The 24,167-nt window shown below is 42.0% G+C and carries 20 protein-coding genes; 2 read left to right on the top strand and 18 right to left on the bottom strand.

Annotated features, from left to right (window positions below):
- Positions 1–34: 34 nt before the first annotated feature.
- The 9 genes from csm5 to LJE11_RS15815 all read right to left on the bottom strand — a co-directional run bounded on the left by csm5 (position 35) and on the right by LJE11_RS15815 (position 10,600).
- Positions 35–781 (bottom strand): type III-A CRISPR-associated RAMP protein Csm5, encoded by a 747-nt coding sequence (csm5, locus tag LJE11_RS15855; RefSeq protein WP_227296213.1) that lies wholly within the window; start codon positions 779–781, stop codon positions 35–37.
- A gap of 1 nt (position 782) precedes the next feature.
- Positions 783–1,703: a type III-A CRISPR-associated RAMP protein Csm4 gene (gene csm4, locus LJE11_RS15850; RefSeq protein ID WP_008703378.1), complete on the bottom strand. Its 921-nt coding sequence runs from the start codon at positions 1,701–1,703 to the stop codon at positions 783–785.
- Positions 1,704–1,723: 20 nt separating this feature from the next.
- Positions 1,724–2,389, bottom strand: coding sequence for a type III-A CRISPR-associated RAMP protein Csm3 (gene csm3 / locus LJE11_RS15845; protein WP_008703379.1), 666 nt, complete (start codon positions 2,387–2,389; stop codon positions 1,724–1,726).
- A 12-nt stretch (positions 2,390–2,401) separates the two neighbouring features.
- Complete coding sequence (gene csm2, locus LJE11_RS15840) at positions 2,402–2,797, bottom strand: type III-A CRISPR-associated protein Csm2 (protein WP_008703380.1); 396 nt, start codon at positions 2,795–2,797, stop codon at positions 2,402–2,404.
- Entirely contained in the window at positions 2,787–5,171 is a 2,385-nt protein-coding gene (gene cas10 / locus LJE11_RS15835) for a type III-A CRISPR-associated protein Cas10/Csm1 (RefSeq protein WP_020993950.1), read from the bottom strand. Before cas10 ends, csm2 begins: the two co-directional genes overlap by 11 nt.
- Positions 5,164–5,904 (bottom strand): CRISPR-associated endoribonuclease Cas6, encoded by a 741-nt coding sequence (gene cas6, locus LJE11_RS15830; protein ID WP_008703382.1) that lies wholly within the window; start codon positions 5,902–5,904, stop codon positions 5,164–5,166. Before cas6 ends, cas10 begins: the two co-directional genes overlap by 8 nt.
- A gap of 171 nt (positions 5,905–6,075) precedes the next feature.
- Entirely contained in the window at positions 6,076–6,228 is a 153-nt protein-coding gene (locus LJE11_RS15825) for a hypothetical protein (RefSeq protein ID WP_008703383.1), read from the bottom strand.
- 129 nt (positions 6,229–6,357) lie between these two features.
- A complete protein-coding gene (gene ppdK, locus LJE11_RS15820) occupies positions 6,358–8,988 on the bottom strand; it encodes a pyruvate, phosphate dikinase (protein WP_055058049.1) in 2,631 nt (876 codons plus the stop codon).
- A 355-nt stretch (positions 8,989–9,343) separates the two neighbouring features.
- Complete coding sequence (locus LJE11_RS15815) at positions 9,344–10,600, bottom strand: 6-phosphofructokinase (RefSeq protein ID WP_008703460.1); 1,257 nt, start codon at positions 10,598–10,600, stop codon at positions 9,344–9,346.
- A gap of 485 nt (positions 10,601–11,085) precedes the next feature.
- Here LJE11_RS15815 and LJE11_RS15810 point away from each other — a divergent pair, with 485 nt between their 5' ends.
- Together LJE11_RS15810 and LJE11_RS15805 are read left to right on the top strand one after the other, a co-directional pair.
- Positions 11,086–11,961 carry an aldose 1-epimerase family protein gene (locus tag LJE11_RS15810; protein ID WP_008703462.1) on the top strand — a complete coding sequence of 292 codons (876 nt, stop codon included), beginning with the start codon at positions 11,086–11,088 and terminating at the stop codon, positions 11,959–11,961.
- A 148-nt stretch (positions 11,962–12,109) separates the two neighbouring features.
- Entirely contained in the window at positions 12,110–12,982 is an 873-nt protein-coding gene (locus LJE11_RS15805) for a homocysteine S-methyltransferase family protein (RefSeq protein ID WP_020993961.1), read from the top strand.
- 257 nt (positions 12,983–13,239) lie between these two features.
- Here the strand turns inward: LJE11_RS15805 and LJE11_RS15800 are convergent, their stop codons facing one another.
- The 9 genes from LJE11_RS15800 to LJE11_RS15760 form a co-directional block, all read right to left on the bottom strand.
- Complete coding sequence (locus LJE11_RS15800) at positions 13,240–14,373, bottom strand: DUF362 domain-containing protein (protein WP_227194585.1); 1,134 nt, start codon at positions 14,371–14,373, stop codon at positions 13,240–13,242.
- 5 nt (positions 14,374–14,378) lie between these two features.
- Positions 14,379–16,013 (bottom strand): phosphoenolpyruvate--protein phosphotransferase, encoded by a 1,635-nt coding sequence (gene ptsP / locus LJE11_RS15795; RefSeq protein WP_008703467.1) that lies wholly within the window; start codon positions 16,011–16,013, stop codon positions 14,379–14,381.
- A gap of 25 nt (positions 16,014–16,038) precedes the next feature.
- Positions 16,039–17,073, bottom strand: a complete 1,035-nt coding sequence (locus LJE11_RS15790) for a polyamine ABC transporter substrate-binding protein (RefSeq protein WP_008703468.1) — start codon at positions 17,071–17,073, stop codon at positions 16,039–16,041.
- Between the two features lie 89 nt (positions 17,074–17,162).
- Positions 17,163–19,007, bottom strand: a complete 1,845-nt coding sequence (locus LJE11_RS15785; protein WP_008703469.1) for an extracellular solute-binding protein — start codon at positions 19,005–19,007, stop codon at positions 17,163–17,165.
- Between the two features lie 11 nt (positions 19,008–19,018).
- The gene (locus LJE11_RS15780) at positions 19,019–19,834 is read right to left on the bottom strand and encodes an ABC transporter permease (RefSeq protein ID WP_008703470.1); all 816 of its coding nucleotides are present in this window, start codon (positions 19,832–19,834) and stop codon (positions 19,019–19,021) included.
- Entirely contained in the window at positions 19,834–20,880 is a 1,047-nt protein-coding gene (gene potA / locus LJE11_RS15775; RefSeq protein WP_020993963.1) for a spermidine/putrescine ABC transporter ATP-binding protein, read from the bottom strand. Before potA ends, LJE11_RS15780 begins: the two co-directional genes overlap by 1 nt.
- Positions 20,881–20,924: 44 nt before the next feature.
- Positions 20,925–21,698 carry an ABC transporter permease gene (locus LJE11_RS15770; RefSeq protein ID WP_008703473.1) on the bottom strand — a complete coding sequence of 258 codons (774 nt, stop codon included), beginning with the start codon at positions 21,696–21,698 and terminating at the stop codon, positions 20,925–20,927.
- Positions 21,695–22,558, bottom strand: coding sequence for an ABC transporter permease (locus tag LJE11_RS15765; protein WP_008703475.1), 864 nt, complete (start codon positions 22,556–22,558; stop codon positions 21,695–21,697). Before LJE11_RS15765 ends, LJE11_RS15770 begins: the two co-directional genes overlap by 4 nt.
- Positions 22,545–23,753: an ABC transporter ATP-binding protein gene (locus tag LJE11_RS15760; protein ID WP_020993964.1), complete on the bottom strand. Its 1,209-nt coding sequence runs from the start codon at positions 23,751–23,753 to the stop codon at positions 22,545–22,547. Before LJE11_RS15760 ends, LJE11_RS15765 begins: the two co-directional genes overlap by 14 nt.
- Positions 23,754–24,167: the final 414 nt, after the last annotated feature.

The raw sequence follows: 24,167 nt of genomic DNA, 5'->3' as shown, positions 1-24,167 counted from the left end.
TTTGTTGTCAAGGTTCAGTTTTTGGCTACGAGTTTTATTTTCGTAGCAATGTACTTTTAATGACAGTTCCCGGTTTTATGCACTCTCGCAGAAGATTCAATGTTTTGTATGTACCATCTGTGTGCTGTTCCCATTTCTGGCACAAAATAATATCTTCTCTGGACAAGGGTTCGCTGTCTCCAACGATAACGCCTGACATAATATCGAAATCAACAGTTTCTTTCCCTGAAGATCTTACTGAATTGAATGCATTTTTCTCAATTTTTACAATATTATTATTTAAGATTCTTCTGTTAATCCTGTTAACTTCCAAATCACTCCTGATCTGTCTGGTATCAGTTCTATATTTCTCGCGGTGTTGTAAAATATCTCTACCCAGAAGAATTGTTCGTAGCATTCCCTTCAGAGAACTTCCGGGTATATAGGGATTCCCATATGGATCTGTAATGCAGGTCATTACCTGAAGCTTTCCTTTTTCTTCTGATCTGTCGCCCACATTCTCTACATATTTCATACAGTTTTTTAAATCATTTTGAGATACATGGTTTCTGAAACACCAATGTTTCAAGTCTTCTCTTGTATCATCAATCATGAAACGTTCAAAATCATTCTGAAGATGAAGTTTTTTAGCCAGCATATAGAACTTTGCACCGTCTATCACCCCTATGGTATTTCTATTCAGAAACATATATTCTTTTTTCTGTATTTCGTTTCCATCACCTACGAATACCGGTCCATTGACTTTCAGATGTATCTGATATGTTTTTAATTTTCGTTCCATATTATACCCCCATGAAGAAAGCTTTTGCATATCGAAATACGGGATGTTTTCCACCGTTTCTTTCTTCAATGATTCTTCCTCTGAATGTATGCGCAAAACATGAACCAGATGAAAAAACATAGAGATCTCTTTTTCTCATTTGCTGCAATGCATATTCTGATGAATCTACAAATCCTGATCTTTTTATTAAAAGATATGAAGAACCTTTCATGACTTGTTCCAATTCTTCATCTTCAGGAAGCGCAGTGGAAAGCAAAATGTTTTTTTCTGATTTTTTCTTTAAATATCCCATCATATCTTCCGGAACTTTACAGACCTTGTATACAAATCTTCCCAGTCCGGAACTTTTCTTGCCACCTATACCAGTGTATTGCAGACTTTCGAACAGTTCGTCTAACAATTCCCTGTCACTTTCATTCTCATATCCTGCCAGCACATACAGACCTGTTCCTGTATTAAAATGCCATGTATTAACCCGAAAAGGTTCCGGCTCCTCCATTCCATGAATTCCTACTGAAACTTTCATATCATAAAGTCCCAGATATTTCATATCCTCCATATGTTCTTCCGGAAAAGTTCCATTCACAAAATCTGCGAGCGTACTTACTGGGATGTAATTCAAATTTTTGAATTTCTTTTTCTGACGGGAATCTCCCTGTTTGCTTTCATCCTCCGTCTGAACAGCAATCATTGGCTTCGGAATATAGTAATTTTTTCCTATGTATGGGAATGCATCAGAGAATATGATTTTTCCATCTGACACCTGTTTCAGAAATCTATCCTGTTTTTTCATTTTCAGTGCTTCCTGAAACAAAGCTGAAAACAGCGTATCTGCATGAAAAGTGATTTCTGAACTATCTAGATTTCCCCTGCCAAAATGGACTCCATTTATAAACTCCAAACAGTATAATGTATAATTCAAAGTATCCTTCCTTTCACCGACTACTCTTTCACAGCCTCATTCAGAATCGCATTGCATTTTTCCAGCAATGTATTATCAACATGGCCGACAACTGCATCTGTATAAATATCCTGAAATTGGATTTTTCCATATCCTCTGGATCCATTTCCTCCAAGATAATCGTACTGCAATAACTTCATTGCTTCTGCGAGAGTTTCCATATCCTCCAAAAATTCCTGTTCCTCTTCCAATTCATATATCAAATCCAGTTTAAAGACAGAACCTCTGACAGCTCGTTCAATTTGTCTGGGATTTGCCACAGCAGTAGCTCTGGAAATAGAATTTTCAAATTTTACTTCTGTCATACTTTGAAGTCCGGCATCTCGTAACTCTTCTTCATTTTTCAGAACCATATCTGAAAACAGTAATCGGCTTCTTTTTATATTTCCCCTTTTTGAAGAGCCAAACAGTCGTGTAATACGTTCATGATCTTCATTTGGCTCCACTACACGCTCATTGAATTCTTTTGCCAGAAGGCTTCTCATTTTCCCCTTCAGAGAACTTCCGGGAATCATCGGCAGATTTGTTCTGGCATCCCTTATGATTGGCGAATCCACAGCTCCAATTGCAGCAAATGCACCACTTCCACCAATATGCATTCCTGTTTTTACTAAAATATTTCCTGAAATCCTGATTTTTCCATACATAAATCTTTCCTCCTACTGTTCTTTGCCACCATAATATTTGTGAAATGCAATCAAAGCTTCCATATATTTGCTGAACAACAGATAATTCTTTTTACTCTGTCTGATTTCTTTAAGAATCTCCAGAATTTCTGCCTGTTTTACAAATGCTTTTACTTTTGGCTCCCGACCACATTCATATATGAAACGAATTCTGAGATACTCAATTCTTCCACAAATTTCATCATCCAATTTTTCTGATGTATATGTAAGAACCTGATTATAAATATCTGCGGTCATTGCCAGAAGATTCCGTATTTTAGATGTAGTTACAATATTTACTTTTCCTCTGCATTTTTGCTTTGATTCCTCAACCAGACTCTTAATCGCCTCTTCAGCTTTGTCTACATAGTTATTCTCATTAATTCTCATCCCTGTGTTCCCCCTTTGTGCGATGAATGTATGCGTAAAGATTAATTGCTGTTTTCAATTGTCTGCAATCCTGATCCGACTGAATCCACCTGTACATTTTCTGAGACAACTGTCTGTATTTTTCTTTTTTCGTTCCTTCCTCTGTCGGCTCCAACCTGGAAAGAAGATACATCATTCTTGCAAAATTGATCTTCTCCTCATGTCCTCTTACCAACTCCATCATACGGTATAAGAAGGACATTCCTCTGGTTTCGTCAATACCTTCAAAAAAATCACATAATGCCCTGTATTTTTCCTGAACAACTCCTTCTTCCAGTTCTTTCCATGAATAGGTTCCATCGCTGATCTCTTTTTCTTCATCCCCGTCATCCACCAGATGAATCTCTCCATCCTGAAGTAATGTCACTGCATTTTTTTCCGGCATTCTCTTTGACTCTGATTCCATCATACCGGTTTCTTCTGCAATGGCAGCAATCGGATAAGAAAAATCATAAACACCGATGCCTGCTGAAATGCTTAATGTTCCCTGAGTATATTGTTCAAATTTTCTTCTCAGATCTACTGAAAGTTCAATAATATCATTCCATGCACCTACAATAAATACATCATCTCCTCCGGAATATACAATTGTAGCCTGTCTTTTCTTTCCACCATTTTTTCCTTCCAGTGAATATTCTCCATTTTCCAGGATGAATCGAATATAATACTTGAAGAATAAGGATAACTGTCTGGATAAAGTAGCTGTTCTGGATAATGTCATATATCTGTCTCCATTTTTTGCATTATGGAATCCTGACACAATAGCCTGTCCAAGATTATCCACATCTGCTCTCAATACCCCGATTCTGCTGATGCCTTCAGCTTCCCGGGCAAATTCTTCAAAAGTACTTCCTGTTGAATAATCTCCTACCCACAGCTTCGTAGCAATATGTTTTCCTGTATAAAGCTTATTTTTAGAATAGGCTCGTACAAAATAATCGTCATTTTCCATTCGTCTGCACAGTTTTTTTTCATCGTCTGCAGCCAGACAATATCCTCCCGGCAGTGGCATGGCATCTTCTCTTTCATCTGGATTTTCCAGTACAACGGAGAAGAAATCTGCATACAATACATTTTTTGAAAGCTTCTCTATTTTTCTGCACAGAGGGCAAACTCCCTCTTCATCTACATGTCCGATTTTTTTGCAAACCTTACATTCTCTGGAATAATCCTGCTCTTTTCGATTATTTAACCGAATTATTTCTCTCGCCGTATATCTGTGCTGTTTTTGCAACGACAGCATTTTACTCATTTTCCTGAATAACTCTGTATAACTACCCTCCGGAACGTTTCTGAATGCATTCCCTGTACATTGCACATATCCAAAAGCAACAAAAAGATCTGTCTGAAACTGTTTCAATAACCATTCCTTCAATTCTTCCTGAAATTTTTGAATCTGTATAACAGTTTCCGTTGTATTTGCAAAAAGCAGATAACAATGTCCGCCTCCGGAGTATAAAAGATTTGCCCTTGACAGTTGCAGTCTGTCTAAAAGAAGATCTATGATATGCTCCATCATAATTTCCAGGTAAAAAGACCTTGCACGCAAAGTTTTCAATGCATTTTTAGAGCTTATTGTATATATGAAACTCTGTATTCCTGAAATATCCATAGAACATAAGAGAAATGCGTTCCTGTCATAAAAATCCTTCTTATCAAATAATTCCGTCTTATAACTCAAATGATTTTCGTTTAAATAATCATATATGCAGCTAGAAATTGCCGCAGTCAATTTTACATGATCAAACAGGGAAATATCACTTAATTCTTCATTTGAAGTGGAGGATGGCATATAAGAAAGATTTGCTTCCATAACGGCCAGTAAGGAGTTCAGATATTCTTCACTCCAATTCATACCTCTGAAATTATCTAACATTCTCTGACAGATTTTCATATAGAATTCTCTGGAAAATGGCTTTTTCTCAGAAGCAGGATAATTAATCTTCCCCTGATCATCCATATCACCTGGCTGATAATAAAAACTTTGGTTATTTCCATTCAATACATTAAACACGCTCTGAAGCGGGACTGACAGATCAAAACCCTTTTCTTCAGTGTCTTCCTTTTTTCTCCTGTCTGCAAAGGCAGCTATATTATCTGCCAGATAAACGATGTACGCCAGATTATCCTCTTTCAGATGTGCACTTTTGATTTCTGAAAAGTGATGGTATCTTACACAGTCAAGAATCTCTTTATCCTCTATTTTTCCCTCTTCTTTAAGAAAATCATATCCTGATACACTATGATTTCTTCTGTCACTGCCTTCCCGGTAAACTACTTTTCCTATGTCATGAAGCAGACTTCCTGTAATCAACTTAATTTTCTGGTCAATCATCTTCATTCCTCCTGACGTATTTCATTGCTCCCATTCCCATGCCTGTCTTAATTCCCACTCCGGCAAATTCTCCGAATTTAAATAACATTCTCAGATATCTTGCCATTGTTTCTGGTCCTCTAATATGAATACAGATACTTCCTGTAAAACCTGTGATCTGAACTTTCTCCAATGGAAATGGTACTGTCTGCAAACGGTACCGCACGATTTCACTCTGTTCAACAAGTGCCTCCAGTGTTTCCTCATCAAACATATCAAAAGCTTCTGAAACAGCACTGTATTTTCTCATAAGACTGGCATATATTAAGCCCAAATCCGGATATATTACATATTTTCCGTCACTTTTAAAAGCTGTGGGTGTCTGAAACTTTATCTCCAAATATTTCGGACATTTCTTCTCATAAAACTCTGTGATAAGTTCATTATCATTTTTCAAGTGCATCCTTTTATTACATACAGAAATTGATAATCCCTTTTTTCTCAAAAAAATATCTGTACATTCAGACAACGGCATAATTATATTTTCATATGCTTCTTCATTCAAAGTCTTTATTGTCCAGATGGTGCTGTTATTTTCCCTCGTGATACATTGACTATAAGGATTTAACTGGTTTCCATGTAGTCTGGCTGCATATTCTGGAGAAATATTTTCCATAATAACTCCCTGTAAATTTGATGACTGCCTGTAATTTATTTCTTTTGTTTCCAGTTCCATTTGTAATTCTGCATACATTGAAGCACCTCTACAGTAAGTATTTTTGTGTATTTTGTACTTTTTTTATATATTTTATGTCAAATCATTGTACATTATATCACTTTTCATATATAACGTCAATTTGTTTTACTATGAAGTTTACTATGTAGCCAGACAAAAACAGCCGGATAATCAGATAAACTATCTTAATTATCCGGCTATTTTTCCTGCTTCTTTTCTTACATTTACGTCTGCTTTTGTATAAAGTTTTGTCTCTGTATCATCATCCTCGCATTCCGGAGTTTTGAAATCAAATCTCCTGATCATAAATGCAAAGATCACATAATTAAAACTTTCTGACAAATGATTATTCCACGTTTCACTACAAATACATCAAAAAGCTCCTGGAGCTTCAGATTTTTCTAAAGTTCCAGGAGCCATTTTACGTTTGGACACTCTCATGCTCGCGCATGAATCTATATTTTATGTTAATTATGCATTCTTCTCAGCGATAGCTGCCTGTGCTGCTGCAAGACGAGCGATCGGTACACGGAATGGTGAGCAGGATACATAGTTAAGACCGATCTTGTGGCAGAATTCTACAGAAGACGGATCTCCACCATGCTCGCCACAGATACCTACGTGAAGGTTCGGGTTAACCGGTTTGCCGAGTTCGATAGCCATCTTCATCAGCTTGCCAACGCCAACCTGATCCAGTTTTGCAAATGGATCGTTCTCGAAGATCTTAGCGTCATAGTATGCGTTGAGGAATTTACCTGCATCATCACGGGAGAAGCCATATGTCATCTGAGTAAGGTCGTTTGTACCGAAGCAGAAGAAGTCTGCTTCTTTAGCGATCTCATCAGCTGTAAGAGCTGCTCTCGGGATCTCGATCATTGTACCAACTTCATACTGAAGGTCAGAACCAGCGGCTTTGATCTCAGCATCAGCTGTCTCAACTACGAATTTCTTAACATATTTAAGCTCTTTTACATCGCCAACAAGTGGGATCATGATTTCCGGTTTGATTGTCCAGTCCGGATGAGCTTTCTTAACTTCGATTGCTGCGCGGATAACTGCTGTTGTCTGCATCTTAGCGATTTCAGGATAAGTAACAGCAAGACGGCATCCACGATGTCCCATCATCGGGTTGAACTCATGAAGAGAAGCGATGATAGTCTTGATCTGCTCTACAGTTTTGCCCTGAGCATCTGCAAGTTTCTTGATGTCAGCTTCATCTGTAGGAACGAACTCATGAAGAGGCGGATCCAGGAAACGGATAGTAACAGGGTTACCTTCCAGAGCTTCAAAGAGACCTTTGAAGTCATCCTGCTGATATGGAAGAACTTTTTCAAGTGCTTTTTCTCTCTCTTCTGCTGTTTCGGAGCAGATCATTTCACGGAATGCATCGATACGTCCCTCACCGAAGAACATATGCTCTGTACGGCAAAGACCGATACCTTCTGCACCAAGCTCTACAGCTTTCTTAGCATCTGCAGGAGTATCTGCGTTTGTACGAACTTTCATTGTTCTGTACTTGTCAGCCCATGCCATGATGCGTCCGAACTCACCAGCGATTGTAGCGTCTACAGTCGGGATGATTCCGTCGTAGATGTTACCGGTTGTACCATCGATGGAAATGAAGTCTCCTTCATGGAACTCTTTACCAGCAAGTGTGAATTTCTTGTTTTCTTCGTCCATAGCGATATCACCGCATCCGGATACACAGCACTCACCCATACCACGGGCAACAACTGCTGCGTGAGATGTCATACCACCACGAACTGTCAGGATACCCTGAGCAGATTTCATACCTGTGATGTCTTCCGGAGATGTCTCAAGACGTACAAGTACGACTTTCTCTCCTCTTTCAGCCCATTCAACAGCGTCATCAGCTGTGAATACGATCTTACCGCAAGCAGCTCCAGGAGAAGCGCCAAGGCCTTTACCCATTGGTGTAGCAGCTTTCAGAGCAGCAGCATCAAACTGTGGGTGAAGAAGAGTATCAAGGTTACGTGGGTCGATCATAGCTACAGCTTCTTCTTCTGTTCTCATTCCCTCATCAACAAGGTCACAAGCGATCTTTAAAGCAGCCTGAGCTGTTCTCTTACCGTTACGTGTCTGAAGCATATACAGTTTACCATGCTCTACAGTAAACTCCATATCCTGCATGTCTCTGTAGTGTTTTTCAAGTGTTTCGCAAACCTGTTTGAACTGTACGAATGCTTCCGGGAATTTCTGTTCCATTTCGGAGATGTGCATAGGTGTACGAACACCGGCAACAACGTCTTCACCCTGAGCATTTGTAAGGAATTCACCAAACAGACCGTTAGCTCCTGTAGCAGGGTCACGTGTGAAGGCAACACCTGTACCACAGTCATCACCCATGTTACCGAATGCCATCATCTGTACGTTAACAGCTGTACCCCAGGAATACGGGATATCGTTGTCACGACGATATACGTTCGCACGTGGGTTGTCCCAGGAACGGAATACGGCTTTGATAGCACCCATTAACTGTTCCTTAGGATCAGTTGGGAAATCAGCACCGATTTTTGCTTTATATTCAGCTTTGAACTGTTCAGCTAATTCATGAAGGTCTTCTGCAGTAAGTTCAACATCCTGCTTAACACCTCTTTTAGCTTTCATCTCATCGATAAGTTCTTCGAAATATTTCTTTCCGACTTCCATAACTACATCAGAGTACATCTGGATGAATCTTCTGTAGCAGTCCCATGCCCAACGAGCATTGCCGGATTTTTCAGCAAGTACGTTAACAACGTCTTCATTTAAACCAAGGTTCAGGATAGTATCCATCATACCTGGCATAGAAGCTCTCGCACCAGAACGAACGGAAACAAGCAGAGGATTTTCTTTGTCACCGAATTTCTTTCCGGTAACTCCTTCCATTTTGGTGATTGCTTCCATGATCTGAGCCATGATCTCATCATTGATCTGTCTTCCGTCTTCATAGTACTGAGTACAAGCTTCTGTTGTGATTGTGAAGCCCTGAGGTACAGGAAGACCAAGGTTTGTCATTTCAGCAAGGTTGGCACCTTTACCACCCAGAAGGTTTCTCATATTAGCGTTACCTTCTGTAAACATGTAAACCCATTTTGCCATTTTACATTTTCCTCCTAAATTATTGTTCTTTTGTAACTATTCAGCATTCTGTTGTGAAGTAACTGAACAGCCACACCTTTCGCACATAAGTAAATATATGTTTCTTATACGCACATAATCATTTTATAGAATTTGTGTCATTTCGTCAAGGTTATTCTGCTAAAATTAGCTAAAATTTTTATACATTCTGCATAAAGTGATTTATTTTATTATTCTTATTATTGTTAAGGTTTTCTCAGTCCTTTATTCTGGTCTTTATCTATATTTTTCTCTCACATCTCATTATAACAGGAAAAAACGGGAAGCAAAACAGATAAGTTGATCTGCCCGGCTGCCCGTTTATAATTTTCATCAATTATTTCTTTCTGCCTTTTTTCATGTTCAGTACCAGATGTCTCGGCATACCATTTACCATAATAGGCTGATAATCTCCCTGGATCAGAGGTTTAATATAGTCTACAAAATCCTTAGTTACGTTTGTAGCATCTTTATTCATCCATTCTCTCGGAACAAGTTTCTCCTCATTTGCGATTCTGTGTACATCGTAGATACCTGTAGCTGCCATGTAGGGATCATCGGAAACACGGTCGATAACAACCATCTTACCTGTGTCACCTTCATCTGCAGCTTTAACTGCAGCACCACCTACCATGAATGCTTCATCAATATCCACTCTGGATGCCATATGGGAAGCACTTCTCTGTAATGTGGAAAGTTCAACAGCTCTTGTCTTGCATCCGCACTCCGCTGCCAGGAAGTTTGCCAGATAAGTGGCTGTTCCCTGAAGCTGTTTGTGTCCAAATGCATCCACATAGTCTCCCACGCTTCCAAGCTCACATACATATCTTCCGTCTGCCAGCTTGATTCCCTCGGAAACTGCGATTACAATAGATGCTTTTTTATTCAGAAGATCTTTTACTTTTGCAAGGAATTTCTCAACATCAAAAGGCACTTCCGGCAGATAGATCAAATCCGGTCCGTCGCAGTCCTCAGATTTTGCCAGTGCTGTGGCACCTGTAAGCCATCCGGCATTACGTCCCATAATCTCCATGATCGTAATCATATTTTTCTTATAAGTAAGTCCCAGTGCATCGCGGATCACTTCTTTTGTGGATGCGCCGATATATTTTGCAGCACTTCCGAATCCGGGTGTATGATCTGTCAGCGCCAGGTCATTGTCGATTGTTTTCGGAACACCAAGGAACTTCTGAGTCTGTCCTGTGAGAATCGCATAATCAGACAGTTTCTTGATCGTATCCATGGAATCATTTCCGCCAATGTAGATAAACGCATAGATATCCAGTTTATTTAAGATCTCAAAAATCTTCTCATAAATTGCTTTATCTTCGTGAATCTCAGGAAGCTTGTAACGACAGGAACCTAAAAATGCAGATGGTGTTCTCTTGAGTAATTCGATATCCAGTTCTGAATGAATCTGTGTTGACAGATCAATATACTGTTCATCCAACAGTCCCTGAATGCCGTGAAGCATTCCGTATACTTTGTCAAATCCTCGTTCAATGGCATTCTTATAAACTCCGGCAAGACTGGAATTGATTACTGCAGTAGGTCCTCCTGATTGTCCAACAATGATATTTCTTTTTTTCGCCATAGCAATGACCTCCTTGTTTTCACGTTTTGTTCATTATGTCTTAGAGTGTGTCTGAAAAATGCTTTACGCAAGATGTGCGTCACAATTTTTCAGACACGCTCTGGTCCCGCAGGACTCGTTGAGGTAAATTGTAACAAATATTTTTTTATTCGTCAATCATTTATTGTGGTTTTTACACATATGATTTCTGTATTTCGTCACTATATCAGTGTATTTTTCAATTTACCACGACATTTCAGATCTATTTTTGTATATTTATAACTATAATTAATCCGGCCCATGTGTTATACTTATAGACAGATTGATTCCGGCATCAACTTATAGCAATCAAAACCTTTTTAAAAATTGCCGGACATCAATGTCCGTGACTATTCGGTACCTTCGCAGTTACGAACCAAAATGCATTTCAAATCACCTTCGGTGATTTGCAGAATACTGCCAGCTGAACAGTTACACAATATTTATCGATCAAGGAGGATTCATTTATGATCCATACAATTGAAAACGACTATCTTAGAGTATCTGTAGACGATCATGGTGCTGAGCTTTGCAGCATTTTTGATAAAGTACATAACAGAGAAGTGATCTGGCAGGCAGATCCGGCTTACTGGAAACGCCACGCACCGGTTCTTTTCCCTAATGTGGGACGTCATTTTGAGGATCACTATCGTATTAATGGAGTCGAATATCCCTCCAGTCAGCATGGGTTTGCCAGGGACAGCGAATTTACCTGCGTGGATATGACTGCTGATTCCATCACCCATAGGCTGAAATCTTCTGATGCCACAAGAGAAAATTATCCATATGATTTTGAGCTGAAGATCAAGCATGTTCTGGAGAAGAACCAGGTCAGTGTATGCTGGGAAGTGATCAGCCTTAATGATGAAACCATGTATTTTACAATTGGCGGCCATCCTGCATTCAATGTACCTGCCGGAGGAATTGGCTCCCAGGAGCAATATCATCTTACTTTCGACGGCCGGGATTCCCTCTCCTATCTGCTGATCGACATGTCATCAGGCACCGCGGTCGCAGATAAAGCTTATACACTGGAGCTTGAGAATGGTTCCTGCCTTATTGATGCTCACATGTTTGACAAAGATGCCCTTATTTTTGATGACCAGATTGAAAAGGCCGGTATCGCTTTCCCTGACGGAACTCCTTATGTGGAACTAATCTGTCATGGATTTCCAAGCTTTGGCATCTGGTCCGTCCCGGGTTCTCCTTTTGTATGTCTTGAACCATGGATGGGACGCTGTGATGATTTTGGATTTAAGGGCGAGCTTCCGGAAAAGAAATATATCAACACTCTGGACAAGAATGAAATTTTTACTGCATCATATGAAATAAAAATTTATTAATTTTCTCCATTTATCCTGAAAGCTGTGCTATAATGTCACAGTATATGAAAGTCATCCTGTCCGGTATCCACGAATTTACCCATGCAGACATGACTGATTCATGGCAGCCACTCAGGACTTTCATAGAAAAACACAGGAGGAAATTTCCATGACTAGAGAAGAATTTCAGAAGCTGACACAGGATGTTGTACTGCTCGACGGTGCTACCGGTTCCAATCTTATGGCCGCCGGAATGCCAAGAGGAATCTGTACAGAAGCATGGATCATGGAGCACAAAGAAGTTCTGCAGAATCTGCAAAAGGCTTATGTTGAAGCAGGAAGCCAGATCGTATACGCACCTACTTTCGGCGGAAACCGTTACAGTCTCGGACTTCACGGACTGCAGGATAAGCTTGCGGAAATGAACCATGCACTTGTAAATATTTCCAGAGAGGCAGTAGGACATAAGGTCTATGTTGCCGGTGATATTACCACAACAGGCAAGATGATGGAGCCTGCCGGTGATCTCACCTATGAGATGGCATATGAAACATACTGTGAACAGATTAAGGTTCTTGAAGATGCAGGTGTTGATCTGATCGCTGCGGAAACCATGATCAATATCGAGGAAACACTTGCTGCACTGGATGCTGCTGCATCCGTAAGTTCTCTTCCTGTAATGTGTACAATGACCGTAGAAGCTGACGGAAGCATTTTCAGCGGAGGAAATGCTGTGGAGGCTGCGATCGCCCTTGAGGGTGCAGGTGCTGTGGCAGTTGGGATCAACTGTTCTGTAGGACCTGACCAGCTGGTATCCGTTGTCCGCAATATCAAAGAGAACGTATCCATTCCTGTCATCGCCAAACCTAATGCCGGTATGCCGACGATTGATGATCAGGGAAATGCCATTTACAGTATGGACGCCAAAAGCTTTGCAGAACATATGAAGGTTCTGATCGAAAATGGTGCGTCTGTTGTCGGAGGATGCTGTGGTACTACTCCGGAATTCATCCACGAGATAAGCAGAAGCCTCGGAAGATAGATTTTGTATCTTCGACAGCCATAGTCAGACGAATAACGAATATTCGCAGCCAAAGCAGGGAACTTTCCTGATTCGGTTAAAGAGGGATATGACTCAAAAAAAGCACATAACTTAGGATAGAATCTGTCTCAATCCGAGATACTCTCATCCTCTGTTATGTGCTTTTTGGTAATTGTCCGGCTTTCCTCTGTCCTGATTCTGCGAAAATACCATGGCAATTCTATAAACAGTTGCGCTTTTTATTATCTGCTTTTCATCTACTTCACTTTGATTGCCTTCTTCGGGCACATCTCCTGGCAGCAGAAACAGCGGATACACTTTCTGTAATCATATACCGGCGGCTTTCCTTTGCCTTTTCTGAAATCCACAGCTTTCCCTGGAACCGGACAGCTCTGCACACAGATCCCACAGCGAACACATTTATCAGCTTCTATATATGGTTTTTTCTGAAAAATATTTAACGCTCCCGCCATTCTTGTCCAGATATTCTTTCGCACTTCTGTACGGTCTACATTAAAAGCCGGATTTCCGTATTTTTTCACTGCCTCTGCCATGGAAATCTCCCCGTCTGGTGTCAGAAGGGTAATCTCCTCTTCTTTCCATGTACCAAGTCCCATTTTCTCGCCATGATAGTTCGTCGGAACCATCTCCGGTTTCAGATAAACCAGACGGCTGAATACACTGTCCAGTGCAACCGGATCTGTGGACATCAGCAGTACATTCATAGGAACCGGATCTCCCGAACCCGGTCCGTTGCCCTCCATGGCCACAATCCCATCCATCACATACAGCTTCGGTGCCACACATTTATTCAGATCAATAAGCATTCTGGCAAAGCTGTCTGCACTCGGGTACTGCGTGTGCCCCTTCGCTTTATGAAATCCATATACAAACCCATAGCTGTTCTTAACCGCACCGGTGATACGTTCTAATGCATGTGTTTTCATCTTGCTCAGGGAAATCACACAGTCCTGCTCCAACAGTTCTTTTGGCAGGATAAATTCCTTTGCCTGGACTCCCTGCGGATAAGCAGTTTTCACGCCCTCAGAATAATCAACAGCCGGAATATGATATTTCTCAAGATAAGTATCCATTCCTGTTCCGCGGATCACTGCCTGAGTGGTTCCATGACCGCAGGAATCTGCAAGCACAATATTCTCATACCCACTTTCACGCAGGATTCCCGCAAAAACTCCTACTACAACCGGATGTGTGATCACTGCTTTCTCTACCTCTGCTTTTTTCAGCAGATTCGGCTTCAGCAGGATCTTCGCATCCTTTGGAATCAGAGTCTCCACTCCACCCAGAAAATCCAGCCCCTGCTTCAGAAGCATATAGATTTTTTCTTCATCATATTCCCGACAGGGAAGTAATACTACTTTACTTTTCACCAAATTTACGCACCTTTATCATCTCCCGACAGATCTACCTGTCTCAGTGCTTTTCTTACCGGCAAAATACATGCCGGCACTACAGAGAGACAGTCCACACCCATCCTCAGAAGTTCTTCTGTCAGAGCAGTGTCTGCTGCAAGTTCCCCGCAGATACAGACACGTCTGTTTTCTGCATGTCCCGCTTCGATCACCATTTGAATCATACGCAGCACTGCCGGGTGATGGTCATTATATTTCTTGCGCAGAAGCGGATTCTGTCTGTCCATCGCCAGTGTATACTGACTCAGGTCATTGGTTCCAAGACTCAGGAAATCCACTCTTCTGGCAAGCTCCCGGCTGATCATGACTGCTGCCGGAGTCTCGATCATGATTCCTGTCTTAATATGTTTATACGGAATTCCTTTTTCATCCAGCCCGCTCTTTACTTCCCGGATAATTTCTTCAATCTCATCCATTTCCTCTTCTGAGCTGATCATCGGATACATCAGCGCCAGGTTTCCATATGCACTCGCCCTGAAAATTGCCCGAAGCTGTGCCTTGAACATTCTTTTTCTGTCAAGGCAGAGACGGATTCCTCTGTTCCCCATGATTGGATTTGTCTCGTCCGGGATATTCAGATATTCTGCCTGCTTGTCTGCTCCGAGATCTGCCGTACGGATCACAGTGAGCTTTTCTCCCATGGTCTCCGCAATCTTTTTGTATGCAAGAAACAGCTCATTTTCACGAGGATAATTTTCTCTTCCAAGATACTGGAATTCACTGCGCAGAAGACCAATCCCGGCAGCTCCGTAATACAGCACACTGTTCAGGTCGTCCATATTTCCGATATTGGCATAGATTTCAATTTTTCTGCCATCTTTTGTGATATCCGGTTCTCTCCTTAATTTCAGAAGCTCTTCTCTTTCTTCTTTATCAGCCTGCCTGCGGATCTCATATTCTTTTTTTACCTCTTCATCCGGATCAATATACAAAGTTCCGGTATATCCGTCCACAATAGCCTGCCGTCCGTCCCACTCCGAATCTGTGTCAATTTCCAGCAGCGCCGGTATATTCATTGTTTTTGCCATAATGGCAGCATGAGACATGTCGGAACCATGATGGGTAACAATAGCCATCAGTTTATCCTTATCCATCTCCATCAGTTCTGTTGGCGTGATACTCTCCGTCACAACGATCACAGGCTCATCCCCAAGATCTATCCTGGGAGAGATACCTCCCAGTTCACCGATCAGGCGGTCGGAAATCTCCCGCATATTATCCAGCCGTTCTTTAATCGCAGGCTCTTCGAGAGTTCTGAAAGTCTTAAGCATCTCATCCCTTGTAGTCATTACCGCATAGGCAGAATTTACTTTTTCACTCTGTATGACACTCTCAATGGCACGTTGAAAGCTTTTTCCCTCCAGCAGATTCTTCTGTCTGAGAAAAATCTCTGCCTGGGTTCCCTGAATTATGCAGTTTTTTTCATATAAATCCTCCAGCTGTTCCATGACTCTGGTGCGCGCCTGCCGGAAAATATTCAGCTCTGTTTTCACATCTGTGATCTCGTACTGGCGCATCTGATATTCGCTTTTATGATAATACAGTATCTTACCGATGGCAATTCCGGAAAAGGCACCGGTTCCCTTGTAAACATCCATATTAACTCCTTAGTTGATTAACCCCTTAGTCGCAGGCAGCCTTAAATTCAGTCCAGTTCTTCTGATACTGTGCGTCTGCGTCCTGGCTTACATTCTGGACGATCTCGCCCTTTGTAACGTCATCCGGAACTACCAGATCCGGATTTACCAGCTCATCTGCTGCTTTATTTGTGCTGTAATAGCCGATATAGTCTGTGCATTTCGCTGCAACCTCCGGCTGCATGATGTAATCCATGAAAGAATATGCCGCATCTTTATCCGGCGCTTCACTTGGAATAAACATACCCATAATACCAAATCCAAGTCCTTCTTCCGGATATACCACCTTCAGATCAGGATTCTCAGCCAGAGCAGCTGTTACCTGAGAGGTATAAAGAAATGCAACACTTGCTTCTCCGTTGAGAAGTGCATTCTGTGTATTGTCATCCTGGATCAGACGTACATTCGGAGCAAGTTCCAGAAGCTTCTCTCCTGTCTTCTTGATCACGTCAACGTCCTCTTCATTCATGCTCTCGCCCATGGAAAGCTGGGTGATACCATTGATCACACGATAGTTTGCAGTCAGTGCAATGCTGTCCTCAAGAGACGGATCCCAGAGGTCTTTATATCCTTTGATATCAATATCCACCTGTTCCGGATCATAAACGATCAGCGGGATGCCTGCTCCGTAAGGAACTGTGTATTCATCGTCTGGATCATAGAACTGTCCCTGATATAATGGGTTGATATTTTCGATATTCTCCAGAGAATCCTTGTCAAGCTTCTCTGCAAGTCCTTCCTGGATCGCAGTTTCCAGAATATAATCATCTGCGATTACGATATCATAGTCGCCGCCCTTTGCCATGGAAAGCTTCTCAAGCATGGTTTCATCTGTATCGAAGTTTGAATAAACAACTTTAACTCCTGTCTCTTTTTCAAAATCATCCAGAACTTCCTGCGGGAACATTCCCTCCCATGTAAAAAGTACAAGTTCTTTATCATCTCCTGCATCCTTAAATCCGGTAAATACAGATCCGGCCATTAATGCACACATAACTACTGCAAGTACTCTTTTTTTCATAAATGATCTCCCTTCTTATGCTCTGCATTGTAGTCTGCATCAGTCACTGTCCACCTTCCACCGTATCGGCAGACAGCGGCTATCCTTTTTTACTTTGCTTTTACTTTTGTCCAGAGTTCCGCAAATTTCTGCTTGATCTTTGGCTGCTGATAAGCAAAGATTTCGTTATTCGGGTTGGTTGTATCCGGAATATAAGAACTGATCCCGGCATAGTCCCCCTCCTTCATGGTTTCAAAAGCACTCTTCACTGTAGAAGTATACCCTACTTCTTCCGTATTGGAAAGAGCAGATTTATCACTGATCATAAAATTAATAAATTTATGGGCAAGCTGTACTTCGCTGCAGTCCTTTGTGATAACCATTGCATCATACCATCTGTTGGTTCCCTGTTCCGGTGTGAAGTAGTCCAGATTCGGGTTTTCACTGATAATGTAAGATGCATCTCCGGAGTACACAACTGCCAGCGCTTTGTTTCCTGAAATCATGTTGTCGATCACATCATCGCCTGCATAGATCGGATCCATAGTGTCACGCTGATTGATCAGCCACTGATAAGCCGCCTCGATCTCAGCCTCATTTGTAGTATTCATGGAATACCCAAGTGCCTTTAATGCTATCATAAAGGAATCTCTCTCAGAATCATACATGTAAATATTTCCTTTATATTTCGGATTACACAGAAGATTCCAGCCATCTTTCAGATCAGCCTCATCTACTACTGTCTTATCATAAAGGATTCCTACTGTTCCCCAGAAATACGGACAGGAATAACGGTTGCCCGGATCATAGCTCTGGTTCATGACATCATTCAGCAGATTTTTCTTATTCGGAATTTCTTTCCAGTCAAGTGCCTGCAGATATTCTTCTTTGATCAGTCTCTCAATCATGTAATCAGACGGGATCAGCACATCATAAGTCTCACCGCTTGAAAGCTTGGTGTACATCATCTCATTTGACTCAAAAGTCTCGTATACGATGGTACAATCATATTCTTTTTCGAAATCCTCAAGAAGAGAAAGATCCATGTACTCTCCTGCATTGTAAACTTTCAGCACATGAGTGGACTGCGCCACGAATCCCCATTTGATCAGCCCTGCCATAACGGCAACAACCAGAACTACAGAGACAATTTTTACTGCTTTCCTGTTCAGCTTTCTGGCTTTATTCTTAAACTTCGGAAGCAGATTGGACAAAAGCAGTACCACGATGATGACTACGATCACGATGGTTGACAAAGCATTGATCGTCGGATTGATACGCTTTGTCATATTATATACAACAATAGAGATATTCTTTACACCATTTCCTGATACGAAATAGGAAATAACGAAATCATCAAATGACATGGTAAATGCAAGCAGCGCGCCTGCGAAAATACCCTCTTTGATCATCGGCACGATAACCTTTGTCAGAGCCTGAAAAGGTGTTGCCCCAAGGTCCATGGCAGCATTTGCCATATTCGGATCCAGAGCCCTTACCTTCGGATAAACACTGGTAATTACATACGGGGTGCAGAACGCAATATGTGCCAGCAGCATAGTCAGATATCCTTTTCGAAATCCCAGAGAAGAGAACAAGAGCATCAGACTGATGGCAGTTACGATCTCAGGATTCAGGATCGGGATATTATTAATATTCAAAAGCAGTTCCTTGATTACCTTCTTTGATTTGGATAAACCGATCGCTGTAATGGTTCCAAGTATTGTAGAAACAATGGTCGCAATGATCGCAATGGTAACAGATACATAAACTGCCTTAATTACTTCCCCGTTACCGAGAAGTTCCTGATACCAGCGCAGAGAAAAGCCTGTAAATCTGGTCAGTGACTTGGATGAATTAAAGGAAAAGATCATCGTCACCAAGATTGGCAGGTAAAAGAAAGCAAGGCAGAGTACTACATATAACATTGAGAAAAATTTATTATTACGTTTCATGCCGTCCTCCCTTATTCATCTTTATCCATCTTCTTCATCAGGCTCATAAAGATCAGAATGAGCACAGCCAGAATCAGAGAAATCGCACTTCCGAAGTTCCAGTCACCAACTGAGATAAACTGAGACTCGATCAGGTTACCAATCAGCATGTACTGTCCGCCTCCGAGAAGTTTCGGAATAACGAATGTGGAAATAGACAGCAGGAATACCATCATGATTCCATTGAGCACACCGGGGATGGACAATTTCCAGATAACCTTTGTGAAGGTCTGGAATTTATTTGCACCCAGGTCATAGGCAGCCTCGATAAAGGATTTATCCATCTTGCTCAGGGATGTGTGGATCGGAATGATCATAAATGGCATAAAGTTACAGACCAGACCAACCACTACGGAAAAGTCCGTATACATCATTGTCACCGGGGAAATCCCCAGTAATCCAAGCAAATGGTTGATGATACCATTGTCCGACAGCAGGTTCATCCATGCATAAGTACGCAGAAGCATATTGATCCATTCCGGAATAGTTACCAGCAGGATTAGAAGACTCTGGGATTTTTCCGGACATTTGGAAATAATATATGCCAGCGGATAGCCAAGCCCCAGACAGATGACCGTCGTCAGGATTCCAAGCTTAAAGGATTTGAAAATAACGCTCATATACGTAGCTTCCAGGAATTTGCGGAAATTCTCCAGGGTGAAGGAGAACGTCAGCACCTCGTTTCCGTCTTCTGTAAATGCATATAATGCGATCAGTATCAGCGGGATGACAATGACCACAAATGCCCACACAAGATATGGTTTGATAAGACTTCTGTACTGTTTCATCAGTAGCTTCCCATCTTACACATAACATGGATGTCTTCAGGCCCGAATTTCAGTCCCACTTCCCTTCCGACTTCCGCATAATCTGTGGTATGAACCATATAAGTACGAAGTTCTGTCTCGATCAGGATTTCATAATGCACACCCTTGAAGGTAATATTGCGCACGATTCCCCTGATCTTTGCCTGACCGGGATCTACGATATCCAGATCCTCAGGTCTTAATACAACTTCAATCTCTTCATTATCTTCAAATCCCTTATCCACACATTCAAACTCAAATCCGTCAAAAGCAACCAGATAATCACGGATCATGGTTCCCTCGATAATATTAGATTCACCGATAAAGCCTGCAACAAAACGGTTTTCCGGCTCATTGTAGATATCTGTAGGAGAGCCAATCTGCTGAATCTCACCGTTATTCATAACAACAACCGTATCTGACATGGACAGGGCTTCTTCCTGGTCATGGGTAACATAAATGAAAGTGATGCCGACTTCCTGCTGGATTTTCTTTAATTCTACCTGCATCTGTTTACGGATCTTTGCATCCAGTGCACCCAGGGGCTCATCTAAAAGCAGAACCTTCGGCTCATTTACCAGAGCTCTGGCAATGGCCACTCGCTGCTGCTGTCCACCGGAGAGCAGAGTTACATCTCTTTTCCCAAAGCCTTCCAGACCAACCATCTTCAGCATACGCTCCACCTTCTGGGCGATGACAGTTTTATCGACCTTCTTCAGGTTCAGCCCGAAACCGATGTTCTCCGCCACATTTAAATGAGGAAAAAGAGCATACTTCTGAAACACAGTATTAACCTCTCTCTTGTACGGGGGAAGCTTGGAAATCTCAATCCCGTTAAACAGTACTTCTCCGTCACTTGGTTCTTCAAAGCCTGCAATGATTCGAAGGGTGGTTGTCTTTCCGCATCCGCTGGGTCCCAAAAGCGTCAGGAATTCCTTTTCGTAAATATCCAGATTGATGCCGCGCAAAACCTGCTGATCATCAAAATTCTTGGTCAGATTTTTTAACTCAATCAGTTTGTTCATCATCTTTTCCTTCCTCTGAATGTATTCTATTTTTGTTGCTATAGCATTTATTTTTTCTTCTTTGTTATCAGTGAATAAACAATAAAAATAACCAGTGTAGCTGCCAGCAGAATGGTACACAACGCATTGATCTCCGGCGTCACTCCCGTTTTCAGCTGTGTGTACACCTTGATCGGCAGCGTAGACAGACGCGGTCCGTTTACAAAAATACTTATTACCACATCATCCATAGACATGGCAAACGCAAGCAGCGAACCTGAAATTACCGCCGGCATAATTAAGGGCAGCGTAATATCCCGGAAAGCCCTGAACGGTCCCGCACCCAGATCCCTTGCTGCCTCTTCCAGTGCCGGATCCATGCCTGCCAGTCTTGCCTTCACTTCCATTAGAATATAAGGCACACAGAATACCGTATGGCCTATTAACAGTGTCAGCATGCCAAAGGGCAGGTTCAGCATATAAAAGAATGCCATCAGCACCATACCAAGGATAATCTCTGGTATCATTAACGGCAATATGGAAATGTATTCCAGTGCCCCTTTTGACTTCCAGTGAATCCTTGATAACCCAACTGCGCCCAGAGTACCGATCACTGCACTAACCAGACAGCTTAATACCCCAAGAATCAGACTGTTCACCAACGCTTCCAGCATTGCTCTGTCATGGATCAGTTCCTGATACCATTTCAGGGAAAAGCCTGTAAATTTCACCGGCAGTTTGGATTCATTAAATGAGAAAACGATCACTACTGCAATAGGGAGATACATCAGAAAGAAAATCAGCCCCATATAAAATCCGGCAAATCTTGAATTCTTTTTCATCCGATTCCCTCCAGTTCTCTGGCATTTGTCACTTTCCTGTAGATCATGATCAGTACAGTTGTAAGTACCATCATCACCACAGCAAGTGCTGCTGCAAATGGCCAGTTACTTCCTCTTGTCATCTGATCCTGGATCAGGCTTCCGACAAGTACCACTTTATTTCCGCCCAGGATATCTGCAATAAAGAACAGTCCCATGGATGGCACGAAAGTCAGGATCACACCCGAAAGCAGCCCGGGCAGTGTAAGCTTCAGTGTTATGGTAAAAAATGCCTGCAGTCTGGATGCACCAAGATCTCTGGCAGCCTCCACATAAGACCAGTCCAGCTTCTCTGCGCTGGAGTATACAGACATGATCATAAACGGGAGAAGCACATAAATCATACCGATTACAATTGCCGGATAACTGTACAGGATGGACAGCGGTTTCTCAATGATCCCGAGTTTTATCAATACAAAATTCAAAAGTCCTTTTTTCTGCAGAATAATGATCCAGCCATACAGACGGATCAGGGAATTTACCCAGAACGGCGTAGACAACAGAAGCTGTGCCTTTTTCTTTCTGTGCTCCGGCAGCCTCGCCATAAAATACCCGAACGGATAGCCGATCAAAGCGATCACTATCGTACTGGTAAATGCCAGTTTCAGTGATTCCACAAATGTATTCAGGTATACAGGTTCCAGAATATTTCTGTAATTGTCCAGCGTAAATTTCCAGGTCACCCCAAATCCTCTGGACGGCGTAGCAAAACTCAGCGCCACCATATAGATAAGGGGGCATACCACAAATACAATGGTAAAAATGTACAGTGGAAGTGCCATCCATGCAGAACTGTCAGAATGGTTTCTACGCTTCTTCATGAATGTCCTCCCTGTCTACCAGTACTGCATCTGTCGGCAGAAAACTGCATCTTACTGTCTGACCTTCTGCGACAGATGCGTCGATTCCGTATCTGCTGGCGATCAACTGTGTACCATCACTCAGCTTCAGAGTTACACGAAGCTGACCTCCTGCAAAGTTCTTCTCTGTAACAGTTGCCTGTAAGCCCGATATACTATTCGCATCATGTATATCTGAAATCCCGCCTGCCACCCTTATATCAACAGTGTCTCCGTTATCTGTACCAGTGTTACCGATTACAGCAGCTTCCTGCAACAATATATTTTCACTTCTCACAGCCAGAGTTACTTTCTCTCCTGCTGCAAGGTGTTGTTTTCCCCCTGTATCCTCTGTATTCTGCTGACTTGTTTCAAGCTTTACAATTACCTTGTCATTTCCAATTTTTACGATTGCATTCTGTCCCTGAATACTCTCTGCAGCCCCATGCAGGATATTGGCATTTCCTACAAATGTTGCCACATAACTGGTCTTTGGATGATTATAAATCTCATCCGGTGTTCCGATCTGCTCAATACGTCCGTCCTTCATCACCGCGATCCTGTCAGACATGTTGATAGCTTCTTCCTGATCATGAGTGATATAGATAAATGTAATTCCCAGCTTCTTCTGCAGATGCTTCAGTTCTATCTGCATCGCACGGCGAAGCTGCAGATCCAGTGCTCCCAGCGGCTCATCCAGAAGCAGTACCTTGGGATTATTCACCAGTGCTCTCGCAATGGCAACTCTCTGTTTCTGACCGCCCGAGAGTTCGGAAGGCTTTCTTTTTTCATATCCTTCAAGCTGAACCAGTTCCAGCATTTGAGAAACTTTTTTCCTGATCTCACTCTTAGGAACTTTTTTCAGCTTCAGACCATAGCCAATATTCTCCGCAACATTCATATGCGGAAAGAGCGCATAATTCTGAAATACCGTATTCACATCCCTCTGGTTCGGCTCCAAGCCTGTCACTTCTCTGCCGTCCAGCCAGACACTTCCTGCATCGGGCTGTTCCAGACCGGCAATGATTCGCAGCGTTGTCGTCTTGCCGCATCCCGAAGATCCCAGCAAAGTAATAAACTCTCCTTTACTGATTTCAAGACTGATATTATCCAGAACTGCTTCGCCTTCTGTAAAACTTTTCTTTATCTCTTTCAGTTCAAGTGAAACCTCTGCCAACTATACTCAGCTCCTTTCATGTAAAAAAGTTACCAACTAAAAAAGATACGAAACCACGCGTAAAAGCTTTCGCCCCTACATCGGCTTATGCCAATGCTGACGCCTGTTACAGTGCCAGTCTCTGCATGGTTTCGCATCTGTATATGTCCATTTTTCCAATTATAGATATATCCGGTCCGTCCTGTTCCATCCAGTCTGCGGGCACTCCTGACCATGATGTCCACATAAGAAAACCGGAAATCAACCATTCTTCTTGATAGATTCCCGGTCATTATCTATTTGGTATAATCCAAAAGTTATATTAAAGGATAGGCCCGAGATTGTCAAGTAAATTTCTCTTTACAATCATGTGAATTATGTCCTCACATGACTGAAGTCACGTGCTTCCAGACGCTTTAGGCGTCAGACTAAATA

Source organism: Blautia sp. DFI.1.216, assembly GCF_020594215.1.
Classification (GTDB): Bacteria; Bacillota; Clostridia; order Lachnospirales; family Lachnospiraceae; genus Blautia_A; species Blautia_A wexlerae.
The sequence above is the reverse complement of the archived record's forward strand: the minus strand, read 5'-3'. Positions and strand labels throughout refer to the sequence as shown.

Coding starts and splice junctions, on each gene's coding strand:
- csm5 (WP_227296213.1), bottom strand. CDS start 781: ATGGAACGAAAATTAAAAACATATCAGATACATCTGAAAGTCAATGGA.
- csm3 (WP_008703379.1), bottom strand. CDS start 2,389: ATGTATGGAAAAATCAGGATTTCAGGAAATATTTTAGTAAAAACAGGA.
- csm2 (WP_008703380.1), bottom strand. CDS start 2,797: ATGAGAATTAATGAGAATAACTATGTAGACAAAGCTGAAGAGGCGATT.
- cas10 (WP_020993950.1), bottom strand. CDS start 5,171: ATGATTGACCAGAAAATTAAGTTGATTACAGGAAGTCTGCTTCATGAC.
- cas6 (WP_008703382.1), bottom strand. CDS start 5,904: ATGTATGCAGAATTACAAATGGAACTGGAAACAAAAGAAATAAATTAC.
- ppdK (WP_055058049.1), bottom strand. CDS start 8,988: ATGGCAAAATGGGTTTACATGTTTACAGAAGGTAACGCTAATATGAGA.
- LJE11_RS15815 (WP_008703460.1), bottom strand. CDS start 10,600: ATGGCGAAAAAAAGAAATATCATTGTTGGACAATCAGGAGGACCTACT.
- LJE11_RS15810 (WP_008703462.1), top strand. CDS start 11,086: ATGATCCATACAATTGAAAACGACTATCTTAGAGTATCTGTAGACGAT.
- LJE11_RS15805 (WP_020993961.1), top strand. CDS start 12,110: ATGACTAGAGAAGAATTTCAGAAGCTGACACAGGATGTTGTACTGCTC.
- ptsP (WP_008703467.1), bottom strand. CDS start 16,013: ATGGATGTTTACAAGGGAACCGGTGCCTTTTCCGGAATTGCCATCGGT.
- LJE11_RS15790 (WP_008703468.1), bottom strand. CDS start 17,073: ATGAAAAAAAGAGTACTTGCAGTAGTTATGTGTGCATTAATGGCCGGA.
- LJE11_RS15785 (WP_008703469.1), bottom strand. CDS start 19,007: ATGAAACGTAATAATAAATTTTTCTCAATGTTATATGTAGTACTCTGC.
- LJE11_RS15780 (WP_008703470.1), bottom strand. CDS start 19,834: ATGAAACAGTACAGAAGTCTTATCAAACCATATCTTGTGTGGGCATTT.
- potA (WP_020993963.1), bottom strand. CDS start 20,880: ATGATGAACAAACTGATTGAGTTAAAAAATCTGACCAAGAATTTTGAT.
- LJE11_RS15770 (WP_008703473.1), bottom strand. CDS start 21,698: ATGAAAAAGAATTCAAGATTTGCCGGATTTTATATGGGGCTGATTTTC.
- LJE11_RS15765 (WP_008703475.1), bottom strand. CDS start 22,558: ATGAAGAAGCGTAGAAACCATTCTGACAGTTCTGCATGGATGGCACTT.